We start from the raw sequence: 14526 nt of genomic DNA on the forward strand, positions 1-14526 counted from the left end.
ATCTTCTCCTCGTATGTCGTCTTCGGGGTCTGGCTGCGCAGTCAGCGCGCGGACTGCAGGTCGTTCAGATAGGCCAACGACCGCTCTGCGAGTGCATCCTGCGACTCCGCGAGCGGGCGCCACACCGAGGCGGCCACGGCGATCGTGGCGTTCTCGCCCGTGAAGCTCTCAAGTCCCAGCACTCCTTCGTAGCGCGCATCGTCCAGAGCGTCGAGCACCCCAGGCCAATCGGTGTGATCGTCGCCCACGGCACCGCGGTCGCTGCCGCACACCTGAACGTGGGCGATTCGCCCGGCGGCCGCACGGATCGCGGCATCCGGTCTCTTCTCCTCGATGTTGAGGTGGTACGTGTCGAGCGCGAGACCGAGGCCCGGACCGAGCAGCGGCCCGAGCGCGTCGAGCGCCTGGTCGACCGTGTTGAGAACGCTGGTCTCATAGCGATTGAGCGGTTCGATCGCGAGGGTGAGTCCCGCTTCGGCGGCCTCGTCCACAAGAGGCCGGAGGTTGCGGCGCAGCCGTGCGACGACTTCGGTGCGCTCCTCCGGCGTCATGCGCCACGTCACCCCGGTCGGTGCATAGAAGGGCCCGGCCACGACCGAAGCGCCCACCCGGAGCGCCGCGGCCATGCAGGTTCGCAGGTACGCCTGGGTGGCCGGGACGTTGCCGGCACGCTCGAGCAGCGATCGCCCCGGTCCCATCGCGCCCACGACGATCGGGGCGAGCGCGAGCGCCTCGAGCAGGTCATTCGTGCGGGCTGGATCCCAGTCCCCTGCGCGCTCCAGCGGAAGCTCGATCGCGCCGAACCCCAACTCCGCGATGCGGGGGGCGAGCGTGGCGAGCGACTCATCGGTCAGGGGCGAGGTCCACACCCAGGTGTTCACACCGATCGTGCGCAGCATGCTCCTCCTCATCGTCGTTCGGCTGCTCGAGCGGGACCGTGTCCCGCTTCCTGCCGTCCCGAAGACCCGGAAAGCGGTGTCATCGGGACATGCGCGGCAGGAAGTGGGACAGGTCAGCGCGACCTACGGGATCTGGCGCTGCTGCCAGACCTCGGGGTAGCCCGGAAGGTTCTCGCCGCCGAACTTCGCGTAGTGCCCGTCGGGCATGCCCTCGTTCGCCTCGAGCCACTGGTCCAGCTCCCCGGCCTCGATCGGCACCTGCGGGAGCACCCACTCCTTGGGAACCTCTTCACCGGCGAAGATTTTCTGCGCCGCGAGCAGCGGCGTCCGCCACTGGAAGTTCGAGTACACCGGAGCGAGCCCGGTCAGGCCCGTCTCCTTCCACTTGCGCAGGAAGCTCATCTCGTCCTCTCCCGTCATGACGGGGTAGTCCACTCCCGCATCCTCGAAGGCCTCGATCGCGGCGACGGCGCCGTCACCGGCATCCATCCAGATCCCCGCGACATCGCCCTTGGCGAGCTCGTCGCTGATGATGCTCTTGATCTCGGCAGGGTCGGCACCGGTGAAGTAGTCGACGGCGTCGATGCCGGCCTCCTCGAACATGTACTCGGCCGCGGCCCAGCGCTGTTCGAGGACGTCGACACCCGGCAGGATTCTGAGCCCCACGACCTTGTCGCCCTCCTCGAGGTTGTCGATGAGGAACTGCGCGGTGTCGATGCCCCAGGCGAAGCCGCCGATGGGGTGGATGAACGTCACCGGGCAATCGGTCTCGACACCGCGGTCGAACACGATCACCGGCTTGCCGGTCTCGCAGGCACGCTCGACGGCCGGGGTCATCGCCGCCGTGCTGTTGGGCGAGATGATGAAGACGTCGCAGCCGCCTTCAGCGATGAAGTAGTCGATGTCGGCGATCTGCGTGTCGTCGGAGTCCTGCGCGTCGCGGGTCTCCATCTCGCTGATCACGCCCTGCTCCTGCAGCACCTCCAGCTGCTGGTTCATGGTGATCCAGCCGGTCTGGCGCCACGGGTTGGAGATCGACGCATTCGCGAAGCAGGCCTTCTTCGCGCCGGTGCTCGCGTACTGCGAGGTGTCGATCATCTCGGCGTCGATGTACTGCAGGTAGGGCTCGTCCTCGGGCCCCTCGGGCACGACCTCGCGCTGGGCCATCTGCGTGTCGAACAGGGCCTGGTCGAACCACTCGTTGGCACCGCCGTCATCGGTCGCCTCGGCGGACGAGTCCGGCGGGGCCACGGTCGGATCGGTCGTACACCCCGCGAGGGCGAAGAGGCCGACGAGCGCCACCGATGTGGTGGCGATCTTCATTGATCGTCGCATTGCTAGTCTCCTCTGTTCTCTGTGACTGTGTTTCCTGCGACGCCCTCGACGACGAGGGCAGGTGATGCGGACGACTCCTCGACACCAGGCGGTGCGTCGGGTCGCTTCCCCGGTTCGGGAGAAGTCTGTGGGGGCGCCCCGCGGCGCCGGGATCGGAACACGAGGCCGGAATAGGCGACGGCGGCGATGATGATGACGCCCTGAACGGCGTCGCGCAGCGACGACGGCACGCCGGCGATGTTCAGCAGCAGGAACAGGGCCTCGAGCACGAATGCCCCCGCGACGGCCGCCACGATCCAGCCGCGCCCGCCGCCGAGCACCACACCGCCGAGCACGACAGCGGTGATCGCGACGAACTCGTAGCCGCGGCCCACCGACGGGTGCACGCCCGCGTAGCCGACGAGGAGCACGGCCGACACGGTCGCAGACAGCGAGGAGATCATGAACGCGCGCGTCGTGACCCACCAGTCGCGCGCTCCCGAATAGCGGGCGGCGCGCGGATTGTCGCCGATCGCGATGAGGAGCTTTCCGAGCGGCCGCTTCGTCACCCAGATGCCGAGCGCGAGCCATCCCGCGAGCACCAGCACCGACCAGGGAAGGAAGTCGAGCACGGGGATGTCGCGGATGCCGCCTCGCCCGATCTGGCGGAAGCTGTCGGCCGGGTTGCCCGTGGCCGCGCCCCCCGTCCACCACAGCACGAGTCCGAGGAGCGCGAGCATCATGCCGAGGGTCACGATGAACGACGGCACCTTGAGGAGTGTCGTCAACAGCCCGTTGACCAGACCGATGAAGAGACCGAGCACGACCATGAGGCCGAGCACCGGGAGCGTGCGGGCGTCGTCCTGACCGACGAGGTTGCCGGCGATGATCACCTGCGCGGTGATGAGCGACCCCTGCGAGAGGTCGAACTCCCCGGCGACGATCACGAAGTACTGGCCGATCGCGACGATCGCGACGGGCGCGACCCGTTGGATGAAGCGCATGAACTGGCCGGGCTCGGCGAAGTTCGGGTTCAGCACGATCACCGCGACCAGCAGGATCACCAGCAGCAGGAACACCGCGCCGCGCGGGCTCACGAGTGCACGCAGGGCGTTCATCGGGACTCACCCCCTCGCTCCGCGCCGCCGGCATCGGCGGCGGTGGCCTCCGCTTCGAGCGCGTGGGATGCCGCGGCCATGGCGGGTGCGGCGGCGGCGGCCGCGGCATCCCCACCGGTCCTGGTCCCACCGGGTCCGAACCTGGTCCGACGACGCACGATCGCCCGGCGGCTGTACACCGCGACCGCGGCGACGATGACGACTCCGCGGACGACGTCCTTGAGGAACGGGTTGACCTGCATGACGCTCATCACGTTGTCGACGACCGCGAAGATCGCCACGCCGCCGATCGTGCCCCAGATCGAGCCGCGGCCGCCCATCAGGAGCGTGCCGCCGAGCACGACGGCCGCGATCGACAGCAGCGCGTACCCGCCCTGCTGACCGACGGTAGGGCTGCCCACGCCGAGGCGGCTGGCCAGCAGCAGCCCCGCCAGCCCCGCGAACACCGAGCACAGGACATGCGCGGCGATCAGTGGCGGACGCGTGCGCACCCCCGAGAGACGGGCCACTTCGGGGTCGCCGCCGACGGCGAACAGATGCGCGCCGGTTCGGGTGCGATCCAACAGGAACCACACCACCACCGCGAGCGCGATCATGATGAGCGTCGACACCGGCACCGGGCCGATACCCGTGGCCCCGATGATCTGGAAGGCCCACGGAACCGATCCGGCGCTGCCTTGGAAGTTCGTGTTCAGCACTCCCTGCAGGATCAGTCCGACGCCCAGCGTCGCGATGAAGCCGTTGACCTTCAGCACCGTGACGATCAACCCGTTCGCGAGCCCGATCGCGGCGCACATCACGACAGTGAGGGTGACCGCCCACGGGATGTTGGCGGGGTTGCCGTTCATGGTGGTGGCGGCGATCAGACTCGCGAGGCTGATCACGTACGTGACCGAGAGGTCGAGCGACGCGCCCAGGATCACCAGCGTCTGCCCGATCGCCACCAGGCCCAGCACGCTCATCCCGGTGAGGATGTCGCGGATGTTGCCGGGGCTGAAGAAGCTGCGCCCGACGGTCGCCACGAGTACTGCGCCGATGACGATGACGAGCAGGAGGATGCCGAGCACGATCATCGTGGAATCGACGCGGATGCGCTTCACGGCCGGCTCCCGTCGTCGCTGAGACCGGGATCCCGGGTGTCATCGGCGCCACCGCCCGAACCGGTCGCCGCCGCGAGCACTTCGTGCTCGGCCGACCCTGCCGGCAGCTCGGCGGCGATCTCGCCGTCGCGCATGACGAGGATGCGATCGCTCATGCCGATGATCTCCGGCAGCTCGCTCGAGACCATCAGCACGGCCTTGCCATCGGCGGCGAGCTGGCGCATGAGCTGGTACACCGCGACCTTCGCGCCGACGTCGATGCCACGCGTCGGCTCGTCGAAGAGGACGATCTGCGGGTCGGTGACGAGCCACTTCGCGAGGACGACCTTCTGCTGGTTTCCTCCGGAGAGGTAGCGCACCTCCTGGTCGACGCCCTGCGACGACACCTCCAGCGAACTCAGAATGCCCGGCACCTGCTTGCGCGAGGCTCCGGTGCGTCCTGCGAAGACGCTGCGCACCACGAGGAGGGAGTTGTCGAGCACCGATTGGCCGAGCGCCAGCCCCTGCGCCTTGCGGTCTTCGGTGACCAGAGCCAGCCCCGCCTTCACCGCGGCCCGCGCGCTCGTGAGCCGGGTCGAGCGGCCATCGAGCGTCATGCGTCCGCGAGTGAATCCATGGACTCCGAAGATCCCCTCGACGAGCTCCGTGCGCCCGGACCCCTGGAGACCTGCGACGCCGACGATCTCGCCCCCGCGCACCGAGATCGTCACGCCGTCGACGAACTCGTTGCCGCATTCCTCGAGTTCCAGGCGCACCGCCCCGACGGCGGTTCCCTCGACCGGCCCCGGGAAGTACGACTGGATGGGCCGGCCGACCATGCGGCGCACCAGCTCTGCGTTCGTGAGGTCGGCGGCGGCATTCGTGGAGACGAGCGCCCCGTCCTTCAGGATCGTGATGCGGTCGCAGAGATCGAAGATCTCTTTGAGTCGGTGCGACACGTAGATCACCGCGACCCCGCGCGCGGTCAGCTTGCGGATGATCGCGTAGAGCAGCTCCACCTCGTGGTCGCTCAGCGCCGCGGTCGGTTCATCCATCGAGATGACCCGGGCATCGAAGGACAGCGCCTTGACGATCTCGACGATCTGCTGCTCCGCGACGGTGAGCGAGCCCACACGCGCAGACGGGTCGATGAAGGTGACGCCGAGTTCCTCCAGCAGGGCTCCGGTGCGCCGGATCATGCCCTTGCGATCGATCAGACCCGCCCGGCGAGGCTCGCGGCCGAGGAAGACGTTCTGAGCGACGGTGCGTTCGGGGAGCAGGTTGAACTCCTGGAACACCGTGACCAGACCCGCGTCCATCGCCTGGCGAGGGTGCGCGAACGAGACCTGCCGGCCCTCGAATTCGATCGACCCGCTGTCGCGATGGTGCACCCCGGCGAGGATCTTCATGAACGTCGACTTGCCGGCGCCGTTCTCTCCGACGAGGCCGTGCACCTCGCCGCGGCGGACATCCATGTCGATACCCGCGAGCACACGGACGCCGAAGAAGCTCTTGGAGATCCCGCGCGCGGTGAGCACCACGTCTGATTCTCCGGGCGGGAGCGGCGTGTCGGCCAGCATCGTATCGGTCATGCGGGCACCTCGATCCACGTGCGCGAGTCGGCAGCCGCCAGTACGGCCTCCGTGAGAACGGCCGCGCGCAGTCCATCGGCGAACGTCGGAAGTCCTTCGGGCTCCTCACCGGCGATCGCGGCGTACACGTCGGCGATGAAGCCGTCGAACGCATCCTGATACCCCATCGGATGCCCGGCGGGGGCGCTCTGCAGGCGCGCCGAGTCGGGCGCGGCGGTGGCCGGATCGCGCAGCAGCAGCCGGGAGCCCTCGCGGCCGCCGATCCACAGCTCCTCCGGGCGCTCCTGGGCGAACCGCATGCTGTGATCGGTGCCGTGCAGCTCGAGGACGAGGGCGTTCTTGCGACCGGGCGCCATCTGCGACACCAGCAGCGTTCCGATCGCCCCCGACTCGGTCTCGACGAGCACGGCCGCGATGTCCTCGTTCGAGACCCCCCGTCCGCCGCGCTCGTCGAACACCCGGCGAGTGCGGGCCGTGAGGCGGGTGATGCGCTCGCCGGTGACGAACTCGATCAGGTCGCACAGGTGCGATCCGATATCGGCGAACGCACGCGACGGGCCGCCCGCGGCGGCATCCGCTCGCCAGTCGTCGTCGTCGGCTCTCAGCATCCAGTCCTGCAGGTATGAGCAGTCGATGCTGAGGAGCGTCCCCGCCTCGCCCTGTGCGATGCGGGCACGAGCCTCGCGGACCATCGGGTGGTACCGGTATACGAACGGGACCGCCGCGACGAGGCCGGCCTCGTCTGCGGCGGCGACGAGCGCACGCGCGTCGGCCGCTGAGGTCGCGAGCGGCTTCTCGCACACGACGTGCTTGCCGGCGGCGAGCGCCGCGAGCGCCAGCGATGAATGGGTCCCGTTCGGGGTGCAGATGTGCACCACGTCGATGTCGGATGCCGCGAGCAGACTGCGTGCGCTGCCCTCGGCCCGCTCGATGCCGAGGTGACGTGCCGCAGCCTCGGCTCGTGCGGGATTCGAGGTGGCGACGGCGGTGAGCCGGGCACCGGCTCGGCGAGAGGCGGCGGAATGGACTCGCGCCATGAAGCCGGCACCGACGAGGCCGGTGCGGAGCGTGCCGACGACGATGTCGGTGACTTCCGTAGTCATGGAGCCGATTGTGACACGCATCCGATGACTTTTGCTAGGTCTTCGTCAAAAGTGATCTTGTCGTGATGTTAAGTCGATCGCGAGAGGCACAGAAGGCGTGTGCTTTACTGTCGCCATGGTCGATGCAGCGCGCGGCAGCGGGGCCGCCGGCACCACGGGCGCGGGCGAGATCTTCCAGATCCTCCGCGACGGGCGCGCGCGGACGAAGGCCGAGCTCGCCACCCTCACCGGACTCGCTCGCTCGACCGTCTCAGGACGTGTCGACGCACTGCTCACCGCGGGTCTGGTGCGTCCCGCCGGCGAGGCCGTCTCCACCGGGGGACGTCCACCCGCCCGCGTCGCCTTCAACCCCGCGGCCGGCGTCGTCCTGGCAGTAGACCTCGGCGCGACCCACGCGACCGTCGCCGTCGCCGACCTCGCCGCCGACATCCTCGTGTCCAACACCCACCCGCTCGACATCGCCGACGGACCCGAGCGCGTCCTGGACTCCGTCATCGCGGAGGGCGTCGCTCTGCTCGAGCGGTGCGGGACAGCGCCGGAACGGCTCGTCGGCGTGGGGATCGGGGTGCCCGGTCCGGTCGAGCACTCGACCGGACGCCCCACGAACCCGCCCATCATGCCGGGCTGGGACCGCTTCGACGTCCCGCGCTACGTGCAGCGCACGTTCGACGTCACCGTGCTCGTCGACAACGACGTGAACATCCTCGCCCTCGGTGAGCAGGCCCTCGGCTGGCCGGGGGTCCAGGATCTCGTCTACGTGAAGGTCGCCACCGGCATCGGCGCGGGCATCATCTCAGGAGGCGTCCTTCAACGCGGCGCCCAGGGATCCGCGGGCGACATGGGCCACGTGCAGGTGCCGTTCAGCCACGACTCGCCGCGTCCACCCGGGGACGAGCGTGACCTCGAAGCCATCGCGAGCGGCACCGCGATCGCCGCCGACCTGCGCGCGCAGGGCATCGACGCCGCCGGAAGCTCCGACGTGGTGCGCCTCGTCCGCTCCGGACACCCCGCGGCGATCGCGGCGACGCGCCAAGCCGGTCGCGAAGTCGGCGAGGTGCTCGCCACCGTCGTGAACATGCTCAATCCCTCCGTCATCGTGATCGGCGGCAGCATCGCGCGCGCCGGAGAGCATCTGCTCGCCGGGGTGAGAGAGGTCGTCTACCGCCGCTCCATCCCCCTGGCGACACAGCATCTCGGCATCGTCCAGTCGCAGGCGGGCGAGACGGCCGGCGTGCTCGGAGCCGCGATCATGGTCACCCAGCAGGTGCTCTCCCCCTCGGCCGTCGACGCCCGCGCGATCCGCGCCTGATCGTCGCATCTGCGGGGATTAGCCATGCGGTAGCACCCGCGTAACACGTGCGAGACATTTGCAGGGTTGACTGTCTCTCACGAGGCACATGCTGCCGACGACGACATGCATGCGGAAGGGGCGAGCCATGAGATTCCGACCGCTGCGATCGGCACCGGCACCACAACCGGACGAGGTCCCGGTGCCCGTCCCACCCGCCGAGATGCGGGCGATGGTGGTGGATGCCCCTGAGGGTGTCGAGGCCCCGCGCGGTCCCGACACGCTGCATGCGGCATCCGTTCCCGTGCCCTCCCCCGTCATCAGCGAACTGCTCGTGCGCGTCATCGCCGCGGGAGTGAACCCGATCGATGCGAAGACCCGCGCCGGGGCCGGGGTCGCGGGAGCGATCAGCGCCTTCCCCGCCACGCTCGGGTACGACTTCAGCGGGATCGTGGTGAAGAGCCCGTACGAATCCCACCCCTTCCCGCCCGGGACACCGGTGTTCGGGATGGCGGCCTTCCCCCGCTCCGGCGGCACCTATGCGGAATACACCGTGGTTCCGTCGCTCTCTGTGGCGCGCAAGCCCAGTTCGCTGTCGCACGTCGAGGCGGCCGGCGTTCCGCTGGCCGCGCTCACCGCCTGGGGACTGGTCGTCGAGACCGCGCACGCCCACGAGGGGCAGCGGATCCTGATCCACGCCGGAAGCGGCGGCGTCGGCCACTTCGCGGTGCAGATCGCCGCCTACTTCGGGGCCCACGTGACCGTGACGGCATCGGCTCGCAATGCCTCGTGGCTGCGGGAACTGGGGGCCGCGGTCGTCATCGACTACACGACGACCCGCTTCGAGGAAGTCGTCTCCGACGCGGATGTCGTGATCGACCTGGTCGGCGACGTCCAGGGCGACACCGGCGCGCGATCACTGCGGGTCCTCCGCCCCGGCGGGCTGTACATCGTCGTTCCGACCGGCTCCTGGCCCGGATACGCCGAAGCCGCGGCAGAGGCGGGCGTGCGCGCCACCAGCTACAAGGTCATCCCCGACGGCGGGGCCCTTGCCACCATGGCGCGACTGCTCGACTCCGGCGCCGTACAGGTCTATATCGACAAGGTCTACGACCTCGCCGACGCGGCCGCCGCGCACCGCGAGCTCGAAGAGGGGCACACTCGCGGCAAGATCGTGCTGCGGGTCAGCGACGACTGACGCGCGGATACACCCGGCGCGTCTCGATCACGACAGCGGAGCGAGCACCCGGCGCGCCTCGCTGACGATCTCTTCGGCGATCGCGTCCAGAAGGGGTGAACGCAGGTTCCACTGCTGCCAGTAGAGCGCGACGTCGACCGGCGCACCGCCGAGGAGCACCAGCTCGCCGCGCTCCAACGCCTCGTGCGACTGGAAGCGCGGCAGCATCGCCCACCCGAGCCCCCGCTTCACCGCGGTCGCGAAGTCGTTGGATGCCGGCACGTAGTGGCGCTGCACCGTGGCCGGATCCACACCCTGGGCCGAGAGCCAGACGTTCTGCAGGTCGTCGCGACGGTCGAAGTCCACGAGCGGTGCACCGGCGAGGATCCCCGAGCGGTCACCGCTCAGCCATCGCTCGACGTACGCGGGTGTCGCGACCGCCTCGTACCGCATGGCACCGAGCGCCGAGACGCGGCACCCGGCAACCGGCGCCCGGCGTGAGGTGACGGCACCCATCACCGTGCCGGATTCGAGCAGACCGGCGGTGAAGTCCTGATCGTCGCGATGCAGATCGAAGACGATGGGATGCCGCTCCGACAGCCGTGCGAGCGGCTCGAGGAACCAGGTGGCCAGCGAGTCGGCGTTGACCGCCAGGGGCACGCTGGTGCGGGCACCGCCCGCGGGATCCTCGCCCAGCTCCGCGAGCGTGTCGTACTCCAGGAGTGCGGCCTGACGAGCGAGGCGGATCACCGCCGCGCCCGCTTCGGTGGCGCGGACGGGTCTGGAGCGCACCAGCAGCACTCGTCCGAGCTGCTCTTCGAGCGTCTTGACGCGCTGGCTGACGGCAGAAGGCGTGATGTGCAGATGTCGGGCGGCGGCATCCAGCGTCCCTTCGTCGACGACGGCGGCGAGGGTCTCGGCGAGATCGAACGGGATGCGCGACATAAGCATCTCTAATGCTACCGAAGAACCATGAGCTGGACTACGGTAGCCCCGGCTTCTACCGTCGAAGTGTGTTCACGTCCCTCCTTGCCGGCCTCGGTCTCGGCTTCTCGCTGATCATCGCCATCGGCGCGCAGAATCTCTTCGTCCTGCGGCAGGGCCTGCGGCGTGAACACGTGCTGGCGGTCGCCGCCGTCTGCGCGGCATCCGATGCCGTGCTGATCGCACTCGGAGTCTCGGGGATCGGGCTGGTGCTCCAGGCGGTGCCATGGCTGGTGGATGTCGTGCGATGGGCCGGCGCGGTCTTCCTCGTCGGCTACGGCCTGATTGCGGCGCGGCGCGCATGGCGCCCGTCCGGCGCGGCACTCGCGTCTGCCGATACGGTCGACGATGCCGACTCCCGCGGCAACTCCCCGGCGGATTCATCAGGCGCGGCCGGACGCGTCGCCGTCACGGCGCGCGCGACGCTGGCCCCCGCGCTGCTCACCTGCCTCGCGCTCACCTGGCTCAATCCGCACGTGTATCTGGACACGGTCTTCCTGCTCGGCACGGTCGCCAACACCCACGGCGACGCCCGGTGGATCTTCGCCGCCGGCGCGATGACCGCGAGCGTGCTGTGGTTCTTCGGCCTCGCGTTCGGCAGCCGGTTCCTGAGCCGCTGGCTGTCGACGCCGCGCGCGTGGCGCATCGTCGACGCCGTCATCGCTGTCGTGATGATCGCGCTCGGCGTCGGTCTCGTCCTCCCCCACTGACAGCGCTGACACCGCTGACAGCGCTGACACCGCTGACACCGCTGACGCCGGCAGATCGCCGCAGCAGGCTCACCGTTCGATCTGGTCCCTGCGTGCCATGACCAGCGCCCGCACGACGTCGTCGGGTATCGGGTGGTCGGGTTGGAACCTGATCGTGCCCTTGTCGAGGCCGATCCCAGGATGCGATGCGAGCATGCCCGCCACCGCCGACACGGCATCGGGACTGAACGGGTAGACGCCGATGTGCTTCTTCGCGCGCATCACCGAGATCAGCGGCTTACCGCGGTACACGAGCGCCGGCATCCCGTATCCGAGCCCCTGCTCCGCCTCGGGCACCACCTCGCGCGCGATCTCGTACACGCGTTCGATCGAGGGGCGGTCGGCGGGGTCGAGCCCGGCCAGAAGGTCATCGACGGTTCCCATGCAGGCATCTTTGCATCCGCGCCTCGCCACCGGCAGCCCGCGCGCGGCACGATGGAGTCATGAGGCGGGTGCGCGTGGTGGTCGGCGGCGAGGTGCAGGGTGTCGGATATCGGTACACGATGCGCATGATCGCGCGCGAGGCAGGTGTCTCGGGGTGGGTGCGCAATCGCCGTGACGGGACAGTCGAGGCCGAGTTCGAGGGCTCGCCCGAGCGGGTCGACCAGGTGCTCGCGTGGATGGCGGAGGGCCCGCCCGGTGCACGGGTCGGCTCCGCGACGGTGACGGATGCCGCGCCCGCGGGCGACGCGGGTTTCGAGGTGCGCCCGCCCGCCTGACCCTCGTCGCTGCGAGCAGGCCCGGCGCGCAGAAGGGCGAACCGGATGCGAGCCGCCGACGCCGGCATCCGCGGTGCGGTACCCCGTGACGAGTCGGTGCCGAGTCGGTGCCGCCTCAGCCGGCAGGAAGGCCGGCGGCGAGTTCGGCGAACACGTCCGCGGCCTCGTCGCGCGTCGCGAGCCCGGCCGACTGTCCCGCCCACAGCGAGACCAGCTCGCCTTCGCCACGGCGCCCGGCCTCGGCGCGGAACTGCCCGGTCAGCCAGTTCTGAGCAGGAAAGGGCGCCATGATGCCCGAAGACTCGATCACGCGCATTGCACGATTCGGGATGCCGCGCGCCAGGCGTCCGCTCATCGCCCGGGTGAGCACCGTGGCCGTGTCGGTGGACTGCGCGAGCGCCCTGCGGTGCGCATCGGTGGCGGCCGACTGCCGGGTGCGCAGGAATGCGGAGCCCACCTGCACGCCCGAAGCGCCGAGCGCGAACGCCGCCGCGACGCCGCGTCGATCCGCGATCCCCCCAGCGGCGATCACGGGAACGTCGACGGCGTCGACGACCTGCGGCACCAGCGAGAACGTGCCGACGAGCGAGTCCTCGGCGGGTCCCAGGAACGAGACGCGGTGACCTCCGGCCTCCGCGCCGGTGGCGACGATCGCGTCCACGCCGGCCGCGGCGAGCACCACCGCCTCGGCGACGGTGGTCGCGGTGCCGATGATGCGGACGCCGCGACTGTGCGCCGCCGCGACGATCCGCCCCGAGGGGACGCCGAACACGACGCTCAGCGCCGCCGGCGCGGCATCCAGCACCGCCGTCAGCTGGGAGTCGACATCGGGAAGGAACTCGATCGGCGGCGAGGGCGCTTGCATGCCCAGCTCGTCGAAGAGAGGCCGGACGGCGTCGATCGCCGGTCCGAGATCGACCTCTCCCGGCGTGACCTCATCGCCGGTGGGCAGCCAGAGGTTGACGGCGAAGGGATGCGACGTCGCCGAATGCAGGGCCGCCAGGGTGTCGCTGATGCGATCTGCGGAGTAGCCGTAGAGCCCGTACGAGCCGAGCCCGCCGGCATCGCTCACCGCCGCGGTCAGCGCGATCGATGACAGGCCGCCGAAGGGGCCGAGCACGATCGGCGTATCGATTCCGAACAGATCCTGCAGAGTCCGCGCCATGGCGTCGACGCTACTCGCGTCCCGCACCGGCGTGTCGCCCCCGATCTCCTCAGCCGCGGATCGCGCGACGACCGCGAGACAGAGCGCAGCGCAGGGGCAGAGACGCGCAGGCAGTGACGACGATGGGGCCCCACCCGAAGGTGGAGCCCCATCGTGCGGATCGACTCGGCGGTTGCCCGCCTACGCGATCACAGGTGTCAGAGAGCGTTGACGTCCAGCGGGATGCCGGGGCCGAACGTGGTCGACACGGCGCCCTTCTGGATGTAACGGCCCTTCGAGCTGGACGGCTTGAGGCGGATGATCTCCTCGAGCGCAGCGTGGATGTTCTCGTCGAGCTGCTCGGCCGAGAACGACGCCTTTCCGACGACGAAGTGCACGTTGGCGTGCTTGTCGACGCGGAACTCGATCTTTCCGCCCTTGATCTCCTCGACGGCCTTGGCCGCGTTGGGGGTCACGGTGCCGGTCTTCGGGTTGGGCATGAGGCCACGGGGGCCGAGCACCTTACCGAGACGACCGACCTGGCCCATGAGCTCGGGCGTCGAGACGGCCGCGTCGAACGCGGTCCAGCCTGCGGCGACCTTCTCGATGAGCTCGGCGCCACCGACCTCGTCAGCGCCGGCGGCGATCGCGGCCTCAGCGGCCGGACCCGTCGCGAACACGATGACGCGGGCGGTCTTGCCGGTGCCGTGCGGGAGGATGACGGTGCCGCGCACCATCTGGTCCGCCTTGCGCGGGTCGACGGCGAGCTTCAGCGCGACCTCGACGGTCGAGTCGAACTTCGCCGAACCGGTCTCCTTCGCGAGAGCAACGGCTTCGCTGGGAGTGTAGAACTTGTCCGCCTCGATCTTGGCGGCAGCGGCCTGGAAGGCCTTGGACTTGGTTGCCATGGTTACTGTTCCCCTCAGTCCTCGACCGTGATGCCCATGGAACGGGCGGTGCCGGCGATGATCTTCGAGGCGGCCTCGATGTCGTTCGCGTTCAGGTCGGGCTGCTTCGTCTCGGCGATCTGTCGCACCTGCTCCTTGGTGAGCTTGGCCACCTTGGTCGTGTGCGGGGTCGGCGAGCCCTTCTGGACTCCGGCGGCCTTCTTGATGAGCTCAGCGGCCGGCGGGGTCTTCAGGATGAAGGTGAAGCTGCGGTCCTCGTAGACGGTGATCTCCACGGGGATGACGTTGCCGCGCTGCGACTCGGTCGCGGCGTTGTACGCCTTGCAGAACTCCATGATGTTGACGCCATGCTGACCGAGCGCGGGCCCGATCGGCGGCGCCGGGTTGGCTGCACCGGCGTTGATCTGAAGCTTGATCAGGCCGGTCACCTTCTTCTTCGGTGCCATTCTTGT

At 69.5% G+C, this 14526-nt stretch carries 15 protein-coding genes; 4 read left to right on the top strand and 11 right to left on the bottom strand.

Features of this window, described 5'->3' with window-relative positions:
* Positions 1 to 41: 41 nt before the first annotated feature.
* The 6 genes from KEC57_RS03235 to KEC57_RS03260 form a co-directional block, all read right to left on the bottom strand.
* A complete protein-coding gene (locus KEC57_RS03235) occupies positions 42 to 899 on the bottom strand; it encodes a sugar phosphate isomerase/epimerase family protein (protein ID WP_229383069.1) in 858 nt (285 codons plus the stop codon).
* A gap of 123 nt (positions 900 to 1022) precedes the next feature.
* Positions 1023 to 2234: a substrate-binding domain-containing protein gene (locus tag KEC57_RS03240; RefSeq protein ID WP_229383070.1), complete on the bottom strand. Its 1212-nt coding sequence runs from the start codon at positions 2232 to 2234 to the stop codon at positions 1023 to 1025.
* Positions 2235 to 2236: 2 nt separating this feature from the next.
* On the bottom strand, positions 2237 to 3331 hold the full coding sequence (locus KEC57_RS03245; protein WP_229383071.1) for an ABC transporter permease: 1095 nt from the start codon (positions 3329 to 3331) through the stop codon (positions 2237 to 2239).
* Complete coding sequence (locus tag KEC57_RS03250) at positions 3328 to 4431, bottom strand: ABC transporter permease (protein ID WP_372456941.1); 1104 nt, start codon at positions 4429 to 4431, stop codon at positions 3328 to 3330. Before KEC57_RS03250 ends, KEC57_RS03245 begins: the two co-directional genes overlap by 4 nt.
* Positions 4428 to 6002 carry a sugar ABC transporter ATP-binding protein gene (locus KEC57_RS03255; RefSeq protein WP_229383072.1) on the bottom strand — a complete coding sequence of 525 codons (1575 nt, stop codon included), beginning with the start codon at positions 6000 to 6002 and terminating at the stop codon, positions 4428 to 4430. Before KEC57_RS03255 ends, KEC57_RS03250 begins: the two co-directional genes overlap by 4 nt.
* Entirely contained in the window at positions 5999 to 7105 is a 1107-nt protein-coding gene (locus KEC57_RS03260; protein ID WP_229383073.1) for a Gfo/Idh/MocA family protein, read from the bottom strand. Before KEC57_RS03260 ends, KEC57_RS03255 begins: the two co-directional genes overlap by 4 nt.
* Before the next feature lie 115 nt (positions 7106 to 7220).
* On the opposite strand from KEC57_RS03260, the gene KEC57_RS03265 reads away from it, so the two are divergent.
* The gene (locus KEC57_RS03265) at positions 7221 to 8414 is read left to right on the top strand and encodes an ROK family transcriptional regulator (RefSeq protein WP_229383074.1); all 1194 of its coding nucleotides are present in this window, start codon (positions 7221 to 7223) and stop codon (positions 8412 to 8414) included.
* A gap of 127 nt (positions 8415 to 8541) precedes the next feature.
* On the top strand, positions 8542 to 9591 hold the full coding sequence (locus tag KEC57_RS03270) for an NADP-dependent oxidoreductase (RefSeq protein WP_229383076.1): 1050 nt from the start codon (positions 8542 to 8544) through the stop codon (positions 9589 to 9591).
* 27 nt (positions 9592 to 9618) lie between these two features.
* Here the strand turns inward: KEC57_RS03270 and KEC57_RS03275 are convergent, their stop codons facing one another.
* Positions 9619 to 10515 carry a LysR family transcriptional regulator ArgP gene (locus KEC57_RS03275; protein ID WP_229383683.1) on the bottom strand — a complete coding sequence of 299 codons (897 nt, stop codon included), beginning with the start codon at positions 10513 to 10515 and terminating at the stop codon, positions 9619 to 9621.
* A gap of 68 nt (positions 10516 to 10583) precedes the next feature.
* Between KEC57_RS03275 and lysE the strand changes: the two genes are divergently transcribed.
* Positions 10584 to 11264 carry an L-lysine exporter gene (gene lysE, locus KEC57_RS03280; RefSeq protein WP_229383077.1) on the top strand — a complete coding sequence of 227 codons (681 nt, stop codon included), beginning with the start codon at positions 10584 to 10586 and terminating at the stop codon, positions 11262 to 11264.
* A gap of 69 nt (positions 11265 to 11333) precedes the next feature.
* Here lysE and KEC57_RS03285 read toward each other — a convergent pair whose 3' ends face one another.
* On the bottom strand, positions 11334 to 11687 hold the full coding sequence (locus tag KEC57_RS03285; RefSeq protein WP_229383078.1) for an iron chaperone: 354 nt from the start codon (positions 11685 to 11687) through the stop codon (positions 11334 to 11336).
* Between the two features lie 59 nt (positions 11688 to 11746).
* Here KEC57_RS03285 and KEC57_RS03290 point away from each other — a divergent pair, with 59 nt between their 5' ends.
* Complete coding sequence (locus KEC57_RS03290; RefSeq protein WP_229383079.1) at positions 11747 to 12022, top strand: acylphosphatase; 276 nt, start codon at positions 11747 to 11749, stop codon at positions 12020 to 12022.
* Between the two features lie 115 nt (positions 12023 to 12137).
* Here KEC57_RS03290 and KEC57_RS03295 read toward each other — a convergent pair whose 3' ends face one another.
* The 3 genes from KEC57_RS03295 to rplK form a co-directional block, all read right to left on the bottom strand.
* Entirely contained in the window at positions 12138 to 13187 is a 1050-nt protein-coding gene (locus KEC57_RS03295) for an NAD(P)H-dependent flavin oxidoreductase (RefSeq protein ID WP_229383080.1), read from the bottom strand.
* Between the two features lie 197 nt (positions 13188 to 13384).
* A complete protein-coding gene (gene rplA / locus KEC57_RS03300) occupies positions 13385 to 14074 on the bottom strand; it encodes a 50S ribosomal protein L1 (RefSeq protein ID WP_229383081.1) in 690 nt (229 codons plus the stop codon).
* Positions 14075 to 14088: 14 nt separating this feature from the next.
* The gene (gene rplK / locus KEC57_RS03305; protein WP_229383082.1) at positions 14089 to 14520 is read right to left on the bottom strand and encodes a 50S ribosomal protein L11; all 432 of its coding nucleotides are present in this window, start codon (positions 14518 to 14520) and stop codon (positions 14089 to 14091) included.
* Positions 14521 to 14526: the final 6 nt, after the last annotated feature.

The organism is Microbacterium allomyrinae (assembly GCF_020682705.1).
Lineage (GTDB): Bacteria > Actinomycetota > Actinomycetes > Actinomycetales > Microbacteriaceae > Microbacterium > Microbacterium allomyrinae.

Coding starts and splice junctions, on each gene's coding strand:
- KEC57_RS03235 (WP_229383069.1), bottom strand. CDS start 899: ATGCTGCGCACGATCGGTGTGAACACCTGGGTGTGGACCTCGCCCCTG.
- KEC57_RS03240 (WP_229383070.1), bottom strand. CDS start 2,234: ATGCGACGATCAATGAAGATCGCCACCACATCGGTGGCGCTCGTCGGC.
- KEC57_RS03245 (WP_229383071.1), bottom strand. CDS start 3,331: ATGAACGCCCTGCGTGCACTCGTGAGCCCGCGCGGCGCGGTGTTCCTG.
- KEC57_RS03255 (WP_229383072.1), bottom strand. CDS start 6,002: ATGACCGATACGATGCTGGCCGACACGCCGCTCCCGCCCGGAGAATCA.
- KEC57_RS03260 (WP_229383073.1), bottom strand. CDS start 7,105: ATGACTACGGAAGTCACCGACATCGTCGTCGGCACGCTCCGCACCGGC.
- KEC57_RS03265 (WP_229383074.1), top strand. CDS start 7,221: ATGGTCGATGCAGCGCGCGGCAGCGGGGCCGCCGGCACCACGGGCGCG.
- KEC57_RS03270 (WP_229383076.1), top strand. CDS start 8,542: ATGAGATTCCGACCGCTGCGATCGGCACCGGCACCACAACCGGACGAG.
- KEC57_RS03275 (WP_229383683.1), bottom strand. CDS start 10,515: ATGTCGCGCATCCCGTTCGATCTCGCCGAGACCCTCGCCGCCGTCGTC.
- KEC57_RS03285 (WP_229383078.1), bottom strand. CDS start 11,687: ATGGGAACCGTCGATGACCTTCTGGCCGGGCTCGACCCCGCCGACCGC.
- KEC57_RS03290 (WP_229383079.1), top strand. CDS start 11,747: ATGAGGCGGGTGCGCGTGGTGGTCGGCGGCGAGGTGCAGGGTGTCGGA.
- KEC57_RS03295 (WP_229383080.1), bottom strand. CDS start 13,187: ATGGCGCGGACTCTGCAGGATCTGTTCGGAATCGATACGCCGATCGTG.
- rplA (WP_229383081.1), bottom strand. CDS start 14,074: ATGGCAACCAAGTCCAAGGCCTTCCAGGCCGCTGCCGCCAAGATCGAG.
- rplK (WP_229383082.1), bottom strand. CDS start 14,520: ATGGCACCGAAGAAGAAGGTGACCGGCCTGATCAAGCTTCAGATCAAC.